The 13489-nt window shown below is 72.9% G+C and carries 7 protein-coding genes and 1 pseudogene; all 8 read right to left on the bottom strand.

Features of this window, described 5'->3' with window-relative positions:
* Positions 1-7: 7 nt before the first annotated feature.
* Positions 8-621, bottom strand: a pseudogene (locus AB0I49_RS13175) (transposase).
* A 60-nt stretch (positions 622-681) separates the two neighbouring features.
* Entirely contained in the window at positions 682-1374 is a 693-nt protein-coding gene (locus AB0I49_RS13180; RefSeq protein WP_363227019.1) for a transposase family protein, read from the bottom strand.
* A gap of 94 nt (positions 1375-1468) precedes the next feature.
* Positions 1469-2455, bottom strand: coding sequence for an NAD-dependent epimerase/dehydratase family protein (locus AB0I49_RS13185; RefSeq protein ID WP_363227020.1), 987 nt, complete (start codon positions 2453-2455; stop codon positions 1469-1471).
* A 464-nt stretch (positions 2456-2919) separates the two neighbouring features.
* Positions 2920-4518: an AMP-binding protein gene (locus AB0I49_RS13190; protein ID WP_363227021.1), complete on the bottom strand. Its 1599-nt coding sequence runs from the start codon at positions 4516-4518 to the stop codon at positions 2920-2922.
* Between the two features lie 2 nt (positions 4519-4520).
* Entirely contained in the window at positions 4521-5864 is a 1344-nt protein-coding gene (locus AB0I49_RS13195) for a salicylate synthase (RefSeq protein ID WP_363227022.1), read from the bottom strand.
* Between the two features lie 18 nt (positions 5865-5882).
* Positions 5883-11366 (bottom strand): amino acid adenylation domain-containing protein, encoded by a 5484-nt coding sequence (locus AB0I49_RS13200; protein WP_363227023.1) that lies wholly within the window; start codon positions 11364-11366, stop codon positions 5883-5885.
* A complete protein-coding gene (locus AB0I49_RS13205; protein WP_363227024.1) occupies positions 11363-12742 on the bottom strand; it encodes an FAD-binding oxidoreductase in 1380 nt (459 codons plus the stop codon). The genes AB0I49_RS13200 and AB0I49_RS13205 overlap by 4 nt, the downstream gene beginning before the upstream one ends.
* Complete coding sequence (locus AB0I49_RS13210) at positions 12739-13452, bottom strand: VOC family protein (protein ID WP_363227025.1); 714 nt, start codon at positions 13450-13452, stop codon at positions 12739-12741. Before AB0I49_RS13210 ends, AB0I49_RS13205 begins: the two co-directional genes overlap by 4 nt.
* Between the last annotated feature and the right edge of the window lie 37 nt (positions 13453-13489).

Genomic DNA, 13489 nt, shown 5'->3' on the forward strand with positions numbered 1-13489 from the left:
CCCGCTATCAGGGAACTTGCCCGCTGACCGGCTTTTCAGACGCCCTCTGCTGACCTTCAATACGTGATGTCGTCATGGCGGAACGGGCGTGAGTCCGGTACCGGTGAGGCAGCCGTCGATGACGTCGGGGCGGTATTGGAGCTGGCGTAAGCCCCGGCGGACGGCGGTGATCAGATTCTGGGGGCCAGCGAACGCGCGGTTGGCCGTGGTGGTGCGCCGCAGCACTGACCAGACGCCCTCGACGGGGGTTGAGGTCGGGTGAGTAGGGCGGGAGCTAGAAGACGGTGAACCAGGTCCGATCAGCAATGTAGCGGCGCATTCCGGCCGACAGGTGGGTGTTCAAGTTGTCCCAGACCAACACGATCGGGCCGCCGAGTTGCTGGTGCGCGATCTGGATCAGGTCGCGGTAATCCCGCCAGGAGAAGCTTTTGCGTCCGTCGAGCCGGGCGTCGGGGCACGGCCGGTAGATCAGCCGCGAGCGTTCGCCGGGTTGTAGCAGACGAGAGCGGCGACAGACAGCCGACGGCGGGAACGGCCTCGCACACGCACCACGGGAGTGTGGCCGCGGCGGGACCAGGAGTCTTCGCCATCTTCGAACGTGCTGGTCGGATGGGCTGGCATGGCGCTCGGCTGGGGTGCTCGTGCTGGTGGCGGGCGGGAATCTGCGGTCTTGATCGTCTGTCAGCGGTCAGCTTCGAGGTTGGTCAGGACGAGCAGGGTGCGCAAGAGCTGGGTGGCGCGGGCGGGGTCGGTGCGGAGCTTGGTGAGGATCCGCCACGCCTTGAGGTTCGCGAAGCCGTGTTCGACGGGCGCGCGTCCGGCGGCCAGGATCCGGTTGGCCCGCTTCTGGCCGGGCGTGAGCTTGCGGGCGCGGGTGGCCTTGTAGTCGGTGACGATGACCAGGTCATCGGGGTTCTCGGGCTTATCCACGCCGAGGAAGCCCAGGTCGGCCAGGGCGCCGAGACCGGCCGCCTTCAAGTGCTCGACGAGCTTGTCCCGGCGGGCGACGGTGGCGTCGTGGGTACGGCCGGGCCCCAGCTCCTCGCCGACCTGGTTGGTCGACACCGCTCCGCCCGCACCCCGCACGATGGCGAGGATGCGCTGGTAGTTCGGCGGCAGCGCCTCCTCGGCCACACCGGGCCCGCGGTGCGGGACCAGCAGCACCGCGTGGCCCGCGACCGGCGCCGTCGGGAGCGCAGCCGCCTCCGTCTCCGCAGCGAGCTGCTCGGCCATCCGCTTCCAGACCCGTTCCGCGACGGCAAGTTCGTCCCGCTCGGCCCGCACCTGGTCGAGCTGCTTGACCAACTGGATTTCCAGTTCGTCGAGTTCCGCGCGTCGCGCCGCGGTCCGTTCTGCGATCTCGGACTCCACCATGAACCGGATCGTAGGCGGCACCGGGCCGACGACGGGGCGGACCCGGCGAAACCGCCCCGGCCCGCCCCGTGGGCGGCGGGTGCTTCGTGTATCGCTACTTCAGTGTCTGCAGGAGTTCCCGCTCGCGCTCCGTGCTCAGCCCGGCATGTCGGGGCCGCTCAAGTCCCTGCTCGCGTTCCCAGCGCAAGGTTGCCTCCAGCAGTTGTGCTCGGGGCCTGTGCCGCAGACCGGTTGCGGTCGCCGCGGTGCCGTTGCGGGCTCCGAAGCCGGCCCATTCCGGGTCGGCCACCCACAGTGCGAGCGATTCGGGCCCCATCGCCTGGACCACCTTCTGCTCGAGCAGCCAGTCGTCTTCCGCTTCCACCACCGGCCCGGTGTGTCCGCCGATCTCCCGCGACAGCGTGATCCACTCCGAAAGCGCCACGGCCGGCCCGACCGCGTTGTACGTCCCGGCCGTCCCCTTCTCCGCGCAGTCGAGCAGCCAGGCAGCAAGGTCTTGTGCGTCGATCACTTGCGTCGAGACATCCGAAGATGCCGGTACCAGCAGCGGGGACTGCGGCGCGCGGGCCGCCCGAGCGACCCAGTACCCGGATCGGCCACTGTGATCGCCCGGCCCACCGATCAGGCCTGGCCGCGCTACAAGAAGCCGTTCTCCCAGTACGGCGGCTGCGGCTTCCTCGCAGGCGACCTTGGCCTGTCCGAACTCGTCGTGGCCGACTGCCTCTCGCTCCGTGGCGGTAAGCAGCTGCGCCGATTCATCAGCGCCCGGCTGGGCGTGCGAGGCATAGGCGCTGACCGACGACACGTAGGCCCAGTGTCCCGCCCGCTCGGACAGAGCCCGCAGCGCACCGCGGACGAAGCCCGGCTGCCATGACACCTCCACGACGGCATCCCAGTCCTGACCGCTGACTTCTTCGTACGCCGCCGCATCATGCCGGTCCGCGGCGATCAGTACCGCGCCCTTGGCCGCAGCGCCGCTCTCCCCACGTGCCAGACACGTCACCTGATGCCCGCGTTCCACCGCCTGCCGCGAAATCTCGCGGCCGACCCACGCTGTTCCACCCAGAACCAAGATCTTCATCAACTAACTGAAACACGCCGCATGAGCCTGGGTGCACTTGCTTCGCCGAGGGCGTAGTGACCCTCACGCCACCCAGCTCTTGCGCGCCCTGCTCGTCCTGACCAACCTCGAAGCTGACCGCTGACAGACGATCAAGACCGCAGACTCCCGCCCACCACCAGCACGAGCTCCCCGGCCGAGCGCCACGCCAGCCCCACTGACCAGCCTGTTCGAAGATGGCGAAGGCTCAATGAAAATGCATTTCAGCTGCTGGTGCCCAGGCAGGGAAGGCCCGCGGCGGTGCACTGACATCGGCCACCGGCACCGGACCAGCACATCGCAACCGGACCCTGGATGAACGAGCAGCGCTTCCTGCGGGACGGAGTTGGCCCGTCCGAGGGCGCGGTCGGCTGCCGTCGGCGGGGAACGCGCGGGACCGGGCAGGCCGGTGTGGGGGCCTGCCGGGCCCCCGCACCGCGCCGTTGTCAGGTCGCGAGGCCGCGGATCACCGCCGCCTTGTCGATCTTGCCGAGAGCGGTGCGCGGCAAGTCGCGCAGCACCCTTATCTCGTCCGGCAGTTTGAAGGCGGCAAGGCCGCGCCCGGTCAGGTGGGCGTTCAGTTCGGCTCGGGTGGGCGGTGCTCCGCGGGGTACGACGCAGGCGCAGGAGCGCTCGCCCAGGTGCGCGTCGGCCAGTCCGACCAGTACGGCGTCGTAGACCGCCGGATGGGTCAGCAGGTGGTTCTCCACCTCCTCGACGGGAACCTTCTCGCCGCCCCGGTTGATGACGTCCTTCAGGCGTCCCTCCACCACCAGGTGCCCGGACGGCAGGCGCCGCGCCAGGTCGCCGGTGCGGAAGAAGCCGTCCGGGGTGAAGACACGGGCGTTGTGCTCCTCGGCCCGGTAGTAGCCGCGCATGGTGTAGGGGCCGCGGGCCAGCAGTTCGCCGGTGTCGCCGTCCGGCACGTCCGCGTCGTCGGGGCCGACGACGCGGATCTCGTCGTCCGGGCTGAGCGGGCGGCCCTGCGTGTCGAGGACCAGTGCCTCGGGGTCGTCGAGGGCCGTGAAGCACAGCAGGCCCTCCCCCATGCCGAAGACCTGCTGAAGCCGGCAGCCCAGTTCCGGGGTGACGCGCGCCGCGGCTTCGGCCTTCAGCCGGGACCCGCCGACCTGGAGGAGGCGCAGGCTGGACACGTCCTCCTCGGCCCATTCGAGGGCTTCGAGCCACAGCAGGACCAGGGAGGGAACGAGCGAGGTCATGGTGACGCGTTCGCGCGCGATGAGCCCGAACGCGGCGTCGGGGCTGGGGTCGGGGCACATGACGACGGTTCCGCCCGCGTCGAGTACGCCCAGCATGCCGGGGCAGGCCAGCGGGAAGTTGTGTGCTGCCGGCAGTACGGTGAGGTACCGCGTCCGCGCGGTCACCCCGGCGACGGCGGCGCTCGCGGTGGCGTTGTACGCGTAGTCGTCGTGGGTGCGGGGGATCAGCTTGGGGGTCCCGGTAGTGCCGCCGGACAGCAGCAGGACGGCCACGTCCGACGGATCGGGACCGGGGGGCAGCGGCAGCGGCCCGGTGGGCAGCGACGCCAGCGGGGTGAACTCCTGCGCCTCGCCGGCCACGATGACGTGCCGCAGACGCGGGGCGCCGTCGCGTACCGCGCGGGCGAGCGTACGCGCGTCGAAGCCGAGATGGGTGTCCGGGACGACGTAGGCGACGGCCTCGGACACCGCGAGCAGGTTGGCGATCTCCGCCTCCCGGTGCGCGGGCAGGGCCATCACCGGTATGGCGCCCAGCCGGAAGAGGGCGAAGGAGAGTTCGACGAACTCGGCCGTGTTCGGCAGATGTACCACCACGCGATCGCCGCGGGCTATGCCGAGGTCGTGCAGTCCTGCCGCCAGCCGGTCGGCGCGTACGTCGAGTTCCTGGTACGTCCATCGCCGGCTCTCGTCCACGAGGGCGAGCGCATCGGGCGTGGCGGCTGCCCGGTCGCGCAGCAGGGAGCCGAGGGTACGGCCGCGCCAGTGTCCGCGGGCGCGGTAGCGCTCGGCGTACTCGGCGGGCCAGGGAATGAAACCGTCGGGCATGGTCAGACCTCCCTCGGGACGACGTGGGGTGCGACGCTGCGGAGCTTCTCGCAGGTCTCCTCGTACTCGCGGGCGGGGCGCGAGGCGCCGACGACACCGGCCCCGGCCCGCAGCCAGGCCCGGCCGCCTCGCTGGTAGACCGCGCGCAGCACCAGGGCCGCGTCGAGGGCGCCGTCGCTGGAGGCGCGCAGGACGGCGCCCGCGTAGGGGCCGCGCCGCTCGCTCTCCAGCTCCCGGATGAGCCGCCGCGCGGCCTGCTTGGGGATGCCGGACGCGGTGACCGGTGGGAAGACCGCGCCCAGGGCGTCCCACCCGGAGTGGTCCGGGGCGAGGTCGGTGACGACGCGGGAGGCGAGGTGCTGGACGCTGCCGCGCGGTTTGACGGTGAGGAACTCCGTGACGCGGGTGGTGTCCGGCGCCCCGATGCGGGTCAGTTCCTCCACGGCGAGCCTGACGGACATGGCGTGCTCGTGCACCTCCTTGGGATCGCGGTGCAGTTCCGCGCGCAGGACCGCGTCGGTGCCGGCGTCGCCGGTCAGCGCGCGGGTGCCGGCCAGCGGCTGGGTGGAGGCGGTGCCGTCGCCCGGCGCCTCGATGACCGTCTCGGGGCTGAACCCCGCCGTCTGGAGGCCGTCGAGGTCGAGCAGGAAGGAGCGTGCGGGCGTGTTGGCCCGCCGTCCGGCGAGGTACGTGGCGGGCATGTCCACCCCGAACGGCACGGTGACGGTGCGCGACAGGATGACCTTCTCCAGGCGGCCGGCGGCGATCTCGGTGACGGCGCGGGAGACGTGGTCGTGGTACTCGGTGTGCGGGGTGTGGACGTCGACGGGCGCGGGGGCCGGTGACCGCTCGTCCTTCCAGGGTGCGGCGTCGAGGAGTTTGGCGACGCGGCCGATGACCGCGGGGTCGGCCGAGCGGATGGTGGCGCCCCGGGGCGTGAGGGTCAGCTCGGTCGCCGGAACGATCAGGTGTCCCAGGAGGGTGTCCGCGCCGGGCGCGTCAGGGGGGAGGGACGATGCCTCGTGGAGGCCGCCGTCCCCGAGTTCGAACGCGAGCCAGCCGTACGCGTTCCACTCCCCGGGCCCGATCCGGTCGAGGGCGGAGCGGATGGCCCGCCAGGGGTTGCCGGTCAGGGGGCTGGTGGTCTCGGCCGTACCGGTGCCGCGGGTGCGTACGCCGCGGGCGTCGACGAGGATCTCGGCGCGGGCGTCGCCCGCTATGTGCCAGGTGCCCTCCTGTTCGTAGACGACGTAGTCGCCCAGCAGTCCCGAGGCGGCGACGCAGGTGGCGGCGGCGAGGGGGTCGAGAGGACCTTCGACAGAGGTGTGGTGGTGCTGTTCGGTCATGGGTGGGTTTCTCCTGAGTCAGCCGTGGCGCGGGGTGCGCAGCGGTGCGGCCACGAGGTCGGCCACGCGGGCCACGTTCGGTTCCTCGATGCAGCTGAAGTGGTTGCCGTCGACGACGGTGACGGGCAGGTCGTCCAGGCACACGTCCCGCCAGAAGGCGAGGGTGGTGTCGTCCATGCCGGGGGCGAAGCCGGACGCGCCGCCCGGCAGCAGGAAGCGCATGTCCCCGGCGTACGGGTCCAGGTGGACGCGGGCGCTGAGGAAGCTCTGCCGGAAGACGGCGAACATGGCCGCGACCATCTCCGGCGGCACGTCCTGGCCGCCGGCCGCGGTGGCGGCGCGGGCGTACGCGGCGAACCGCTCGTCGCGGGTGTGGGAGGCCAGGTGACGGAAGAAGGCTCCGGCGCGGTCGAGTTCGAGGTCGCCGCCGACCTCGGAGAGCGCGCCGTGCGGCACCTTGCCTCCGTTGGCCTCGACGGCGTGCATGAACCCGCGGACGACGGTGTCGCTCCCCGGGTCGCCGTAGCCGGTGTCGGCAAGGGAGATGTGCAGGTTGGGGACGAAGAGGATCTCGGTCATCAGGTCGTCCTCGACGTCGACGACGACGGGGTGGCTGCTGATCAGGACGAGGTCCTCGACGATCACTCCGCGCTCGTCCAGGCGTCGGGCGACCTCGGTGGCGTAGAGGCCGCCCAGGCAGTAGCCGATGAGCTGGACCCGGTCGCGGCCCTCGGCCAGGAGACGTTCGGCGTAGTCGTCGGCGGCGCGTTCGACGACGGTGGCCGGGTCCTGTCGCAGGTAGTGCTCGGTGTCGTCGATGACGACGCCGAGGACGGGCCCGAGATCCTGGGCGACCAGGCGCGCCGCCAGCGGGCGGTAGCAGTCCATGGTGCCGAGTCCGGCGTGGAACATCACCCGCAGCGGGCCGTCGCCCGTGGTGCTGAAGGGCACCAGGGCCGCCCTGCTGCCCGGAGCCCGTCGGGCCTGCGGCACCGCCTCGTCCGTCCGCCGCCCGTCCCGCTCGCGCAGGAACGCGGCGAGGGCTGCGACGGCGGGGTGGTTGAGGAGGTGGCGCAGCAGGGTGTCGAAGGGGACACCGGCCGCCTCCGGGACCTCCTCGCGCAGGCGGCCGGCCATGCGCGCCATGATGAGGGAGTCGGCGCCGTGGTCGTAGAAGTTGCCGGTGCGGCCGACGCCGCCTCGGGGCAGGGCCTCGGACCACAGGGCGATCAGCCGGGTCTCCAGTGCGTCGGCGCCTTCGTCCTCCCCCGCCGTGGTCGCCGTGCCGGTGTCCGCCGGGGCGGTGCGCCAGCCGGCGAGGGTCTTGCGGTCGACCTTGCCGTTGGCGGTGAGCGGCAGCGCGTCGGCCACCTGGATCTGGGTGGGGATCATGGGGGCGGGCAGGCGGTCGCGCAGGAAGGCGGCCAGTTCGGTCTCGGTGACCGGGGTCCGGTCGCCCTTGATCCGGGCGGCGAACAGGTGGAGGTGCTGCGCGGCGAGCGGGTGGTCGTCGCCGGGCAGGGTGAGCACGTCGTGCACGCCCTCGTCGCGCAGCAGGCCGAGCCACTGGTCGCGGTCGAGGTAGGAGGTGCCGCCGAGAGCGCGGTCGTCCTCGGGTTCGGTCATCATGAACGCCTGCGAGGCGAGGATCCAGGGGTGTTCGCGGGTGGGCTCGGTGAAGACCAGCAGTCCGCCGGGGGCGGTGAGTTCGAGCAGCCGGCGCAGGGCGGCCCGGATGTCGCGGGCGTTCTCCAGCACGCCGGCGGCGAGCACGATGTCGTACCCGTTCGGTGCGAGGCCCTGGGCCCGGTGGTCGGTGTCGACGTCGAAGACGCCGAAGGTCGGCTTCGGGCGGTCGCGGTCGCCGAAGCGGCGGCGCGCTTCCGGCAGGAAGAAGGCGGCGGCATCCGTGAAGTGGTAGGTGCCGTCGCGGGCGGACAGGGCTTCGAGGGCTTCCTCGGTGGTGCCGCCGGTGCCGGCGCCGACCTCCAGGACACGCAGCGAACGCTCCTCGGGGTGGGCGTCCGCAGCCTGTACGAGCAGGGTCCCGACGGCGCGGTTGAGGTAGCGGGCCGCGGCGTTGCGCCGGTAGAGAGCGTGGGCGGTGTGGAAGTCGCCGTCGGGGAAGAGGAGTTGGACAGGGTCCTGGCGGCCGGTGAGCAGGTCGGGCAGGCGGTCGGTGTGGCTGCGGACATAGGTCAGGACGTCACGCGAGGCGACCTGCTCGCTCCATGCCTTCTCGGCTCGCTCCCAGAGCGCGGCGGCTGTGGACGCCTCGGGCGCCCCGATGTCCTGGGCGGCCAGGACGTCGAGCCAGCGGCGCACCAGCCAGTGGTGGCGCGGCTCGACGCCGGCCCGTTCGAGATCCTCGTCCGTGGGGAGCCCGGCGGGCGAGGGCAGCAGGCCGAGCTCGCCGAGGGCGCCGGCCATGGCGGCCAGGACGGCGTCGTCGAAGGCGTCCACGTGGGCTGTCATCTCGTCGTGCCCGAGGCGCGGCACGGCGGCTTCGGCGGCAGCGGCGACCCCCGCGGCCGGCAGAGCGGGGACGGCGGCCGTGCGGGCGGGCTCCACGGCGGCGAAGAGCGCCCGGCCGACGCCCTGGCCGTCGACCACGGCGGCAGCCGCGGCGACGGCGGGGTGTTCCTGGAGAGCGGTCTCGATCTCGCCCAGTTCGATGCGGTGGCCGCGGACCTTGACCTGGGTGTCCTGCCGGCCGAGGAACTCGATCTCGCCGCCGGGCAGGTAGCGGCCCAGGTCACCGGTGCGGTACAGGCGTTGCCCGTCGGCGGGGTGCGTCAGGAAGCGGTGGGCGGTGGCCTCCGGGTCGCCCAGGTATCCCTGGGCGAGGCCGTCGCCGCTGATGTACAGCTCCCCCGGGACCCACACCGGCCGGTCCCGTGATTCGGCGTCGAGGACACGGAATCCCTGGTTGGCGAGCGGCAGACCGTACGGGACGCTGCGGCGGCCCGCGTAACTTCCTTCACATACATGGTAGTTCGACCAGATGGACGCCTCGGTCGCGCCCCCGAGGGCCACGGTGCGCAGGTTCGGCAGCAGGGCGGCCAGCGTGTCGGGGAGGGTGACGGGCACCCAGTCGCCGGAGAGCAGCGCCAGGCGGAGCGTGGACAGGTCGTGGCCGGGCCCGGACTCCAGGTATGCGGCGAGCATGCCCATCAGGGCGGGTACCGAGTTCCACAGGGTGATGCCGTGTGCCTCGATCAGTTCGGCCCAGTGGGAGGGGTCGGTACGGCGTTCGGGTTCGGGCAGTACGAGGGCGCCGCCCGCGGAGAGCGGGCCGAAGATGTCGTACACGGACAGGTCGAAGCCGAGGGCGGCCAGGCCGAGGACGCGGTCGTCGCCGGTCGTGCCGAAGCGGCGGCCGATGTCGGCGAGGGTGTTGAGGGCGGCGCGGTGGCTGATGACGACACCCTTGGGCAGTCCGGTGGAGCCGGAGGTGTGGATGACGTAGGCGGGGGCGTCGGGGTCCGGGCCGGTGACCGGGGCGGCGGGCGCCTGCGCGGGCGCCAGGGTGTCCACCGCGATGACCGTCCGGGCGGCGCTCGCGACGGCGCCGGCGCTGTCCCCGGCGGCGGTGGTCCAGGACTGGGTCAGGAGGTGGCGGACCCCCGCGCCGTCGAGCATGGCCGCCCGGCGCAGCGGCGGCTGGTCGGTGTCCATCGGGAGATAGACGGCGCCGGCCAGCAGGGCGCCGAGGACGGCGGCGATCTGGTCGGGGCCCTTGTCCATGACGATCGCGACGTGGTCGCCGGCCCGGCAGCCGTCGGCGCGCAGCCGTTCGGCCACGGCGGCGGCCCGGCCCGCGAGGTCGCCGTAGCTCAGCCGCACACCGGGGGCGATCACGGCGGTGCGGTCGGGTTCCTCGGCGGCGCGGGCGAACACCTCCTGGTGCAGCAGGCCGTCCGGCAGGGGCGCGGCGGTGTCGTTGGCGCGCCGGCGCTCCTCGGACTGCCAGGCGGGCAGCGCCGCCGGCTCCTCGCCGTCCCAGGGCTCGTCACGGCCGGCGAGGGCCCGCAGGTACGCCTCGAAGGCGCCGAACATGTCGTCCGCCATGCCGTCCGGGAAGACCCCCTCGCGGACGTCCCAGTTGACCTGGAGCCCGTCGGCGTCGTCCATGGCCTGGCAGTCGATGAACACCTGCGGAGTCTGGGTGACGCCCGCTCCGTCGAGGCGGCCCTCGGCCCGGCCGCCGTCGCCGTCGTCGCCGAGGCCGATGGCGCTGGTGAAGACGATGGGCATCAGGGCCGCCTCGCGTCCGCGGCGGCGGGCCAGTTCGCGCAGCACCTCCACGCCGGAGCAGAGGCGGTGGTCGAGGTCGTCGAAGAGCCGGGCGGACAGGGCACGGGTCCGCGCGGACAGCGACGCGCCCTCCTCGGGTTCCACGGCGAGCAGGCTGACCGTGGTGAAGTCGCCGACGACCCGGCCGATGTGCTCGTGCAGCGGCAGCCGGTTGAGGACGGTGAGGTTGAGCGTGAACCGGGGGCTGGAGCTCCAGCGGGCGAGCACGGCGGCGTAGGCGGCCAGCACGGCCGAGGACGGGGTCAGGTCACGGGCCCGTGCGCGTTCCTTGAAGTTCTCCCAGTCCTGTGCGCCGAGCCGCGTGAACCGGCGGGTGAAGCGCCCGGGGGCCCCGGTGGCCTCGGGGGGCGCGGCGAGAGGAAGGTCGGGGGCGGGCGGGAGGTCGTCGACGCGGTCCAGCCAGTAGGCGCGGTCCCGTTCATGGGCCGGGGAGTCGCGCAGCGCCCGCTCGGCGAGGAGGTAGTCGCGGAAGCCGATGTCGATCGGGGGCAGCGCGGCGCCGGGGTCGGCGTGGAGCTTCTCGAACTCACCGAGCAGCAGCCAGATGCCGGCCCAGTCGGCGAGCAGGAAGTCCATGGACAGGTGGAGGACGGCGCGGGAGGGGGTGCGGGTGACACGGACGTCGAACAGGGGCCAGGCCAGGGTGTCGTAGACGCGGTGGCCCATCTCGTCGCGGGCGCGGCGCAGCAGCGGCTCCGCGTCCCGCTCGCGCTCGGCGCGCTCGGCGGGGACGCGGAGCCTGGGCGTCTCGGGGAGCACCCGCTGGTGTCCGGTGGGGTCGATGACGGCGCGGAGCATGTCGTGCCGGGCCACGAGGCGGTTCCAGGCCTCTTCGGTGCGCTCGGCGTCGAGGTCGGGGTAGTTGACCTCGATGTAGACGTGGCAGGCGACGCCGCCGTAGCCGAACGCCTCGTTGCGGCCGAGGAGGTAGGCGGACTGGACGTCGGTGAGCGGGAACGGTTCATGGCGGGCGTCCGGGTCGGCGACCAGGTGGGCTGCGCGGGTCTCGGCACGCAGACACTCCAGCACCGCGTCCTTGTGCTTCTTGAGTTCCCGCAACCGCTCGGCGGACAGGACGCCCTTGGGCGCGCGGTAGCGCAGGGAGCCGTCCTCCTCCCACAGGTGTACGCCGGACTGCCGCAGGCCGGCTATCAGTTCTGCCGGGTGTGAGGTGGGGATCGTCATCGGTCGGACTCCTTCGCCGTGGCCGGCGGGATGTTGGCGTTGAATCGGAAGAGGTTGCCGGGGTCCCAGTCGGCCTTGACGCGCCGCAGGCGTGCGTGGCCGGGCTCGCCGTAGGCGGCGCGCACCCACTGGTCCTCGGGGTCGGGCAGCAGATTGACGTAGGGCCCGCGGGAGGCGGACTGGAGGGCCTGCCAGGCGCTGCGCGCAGGGCGGATGTGGTCGGCGCTGTCCGCGTCGCCGTACCACTGGGCGCACAGTTCCACGAACCAGCGGGCGTCGCGGTGGGCGAACGCCGTGGGGCCGGCCGGGGCCCGTGAGATGGCTCCGCCCAGGGCGCCGACGACGGCGGAGAAGTTCGGCCCACCCGCCTCCCAGTGGTCGATGAGCAGGTCGATGGTGTGGTCGGTCAGTTCGGGGAGGAGTTCGCCCCGGTTGTAGACGTGCTGCCGGTCCGCGTCCGGGGGCGAGGGCAGCAGGCGCTGGTACGCGGTGTAGGCGAGGCGGGTGACGCCGTCGGCGGCCGGGCGGACCGGGCCCTGGCGCAGGGGCGCCAGCACCTCGTCCGCCTCGTCGACGGGGCCGAACCAGCTCGGGATCAGTACGACGCAGCGCTCGAAGTGCAGGTCGGTGGGGATGAACGGCAGTGGAGGGGCCGTCCAGACCAGAGTGACGAGGGAGGCGGCGTCGGGGGCGTCGGCGAGCCAGTCACGGGCGGTGCGCAGGGCGGCGCGCGCCTGGTCCGCGGGGTGGACGAGAGGGCCGGCGACGACGCCGTCCACGGGGTGGAGCCGGTATCCGAAGCGGGTGACGACGCCGAAGTTGCCGCCGCCCCCGCGCAGTGCCCAGAACAGGTCGGGGTGGGTGTCGGCGTCGGCGCGCACCTGGCGCCCGTCGGCGGTCACCAACTCGAAGAAGGTGACGTTGTCGCTGGTGAGGCCGTACTGGCGGGACAGGTCTCCCACTCCGCCGCCGAGAGTGTGGCCGGCGATGCCGACGTCGGGGTTGCGCGGGCCGGGCACGGCCAGCCCGGACTGCTGGGTGATGTCGTCGAACTCGCCCCAGGTGAGGCCGGGTTCGGCGACGGCGGTGCGGGCGAGCGGGTCGACGTCGAGGTGTTTCATGCCGCCGAGGTCGATGACCGCGCCGCCGTCGCAGGTGCCCCACCCGGCCACGTTGGCGCCGCCGCCGCGCACGGCGACGGGCAGGCCGTGCCGTCGGGCATGGGCGAGTACGGCCCGCACGTCGTCCGGGTCGGTGCAGCGGGCGATCAGGGCGGGGCGGTGGTCGGCGCGCGCGTTGCGGACGCGGCGGGCCCGGTCGTAGCCGGTCGTGCCCGGGGTCAGGAGCCGGCCGCGGAATCCGTCGAGTGCCGTCATCCCGCCTCGCCCTCCCGGGCCACTGCGGTCAGGACGGCGCCGTGCGTCCTGCCGGGGTCCAACGGCCCGGTGAGCCCGTCGATCCCGACAGCGAGGACTCCGGTGGCGGGGGCAGGCTCGACGACGAGCGGACCGCCCGGATCGAGGTGTACGGCGAGCCGGTCGAAGGCCGCGCGGTCGCGGTCGGACACCCCGTAGCGCACCCGGCCGATGCGGCGGGCACCGTTGAGATGGCGCACCGTGGCGGGCCGCTGCGGCGGGTCGTAGGAGGAGACGGCGAAGGGGAGTTCCGCCGGGCGGGTGGCGAGGAACTGGTAGCGCACGAGGGCGCCGTCGGGGTGCTTGCGGCGCCCGTTCATGACGCGGGACACGCGCACGCCCCCGTCGCGCAGGGTCGTGTGGACTCCGGCGAGGGCGGTGTCGTCGGTCTCCAGGGCGAGGTCGCGCCAGCCCTCTCCGCGGCGGGCCCAGCGGGTCAGCCGCTCCCCCGCCGCGCGGCCGTTGACGGCGGCCATCGGCCATCTCAACAGGCGAAACGCGGAAGGCAGTTGGAAGAACTCGATGAACGGGCCCTCCTCGAACCAGAGCAGGGCGTTGTGCGCGCGCTCGGGGGCGCTGCCGTACACGACGGTGAAGCCGAGCGCTTCGTAGTCCCGCACGACAGCTCCGACATCGTCGACTTTGCACAAGACATGGCTGCATCGCAGCACGGTGGGTTCCCCTCGGGTGGTGGCATGGCGGGTGGTC

Source organism: Streptomyces sp. NPDC050617, from assembly GCF_040654795.1.
In the GTDB taxonomy this organism is placed as follows: domain Bacteria; phylum Actinomycetota; class Actinomycetes; order Streptomycetales; family Streptomycetaceae; genus Streptomyces.

Coding starts and splice junctions, on each gene's coding strand:
- AB0I49_RS13205 (WP_363227024.1), bottom strand. CDS start 12,742: ATGACGGCACTCGACGGATTCCGCGGCCGGCTCCTGACCCCGGGCACG.
- AB0I49_RS13190 (WP_363227021.1), bottom strand. CDS start 4,518: ATGCCCGACGGTTTCATTCCCTGGCCCGCCGAGTACGCCGAGCGCTAC.
- AB0I49_RS13200 (WP_363227023.1), bottom strand. CDS start 11,366: ATGACGATCCCCACCTCACACCCGGCAGAACTGATAGCCGGCCTGCGG.
- AB0I49_RS13195 (WP_363227022.1), bottom strand. CDS start 5,864: ATGACCGAACAGCACCACCACACCTCTGTCGAAGGTCCTCTCGACCCC.
- AB0I49_RS13185 (WP_363227020.1), bottom strand. CDS start 2,455: ATGAAGATCTTGGTTCTGGGTGGAACAGCGTGGGTCGGCCGCGAGATT.
- AB0I49_RS13180 (WP_363227019.1), bottom strand. CDS start 1,374: ATGGTGGAGTCCGAGATCGCAGAACGGACCGCGGCGCGACGCGCGGAA.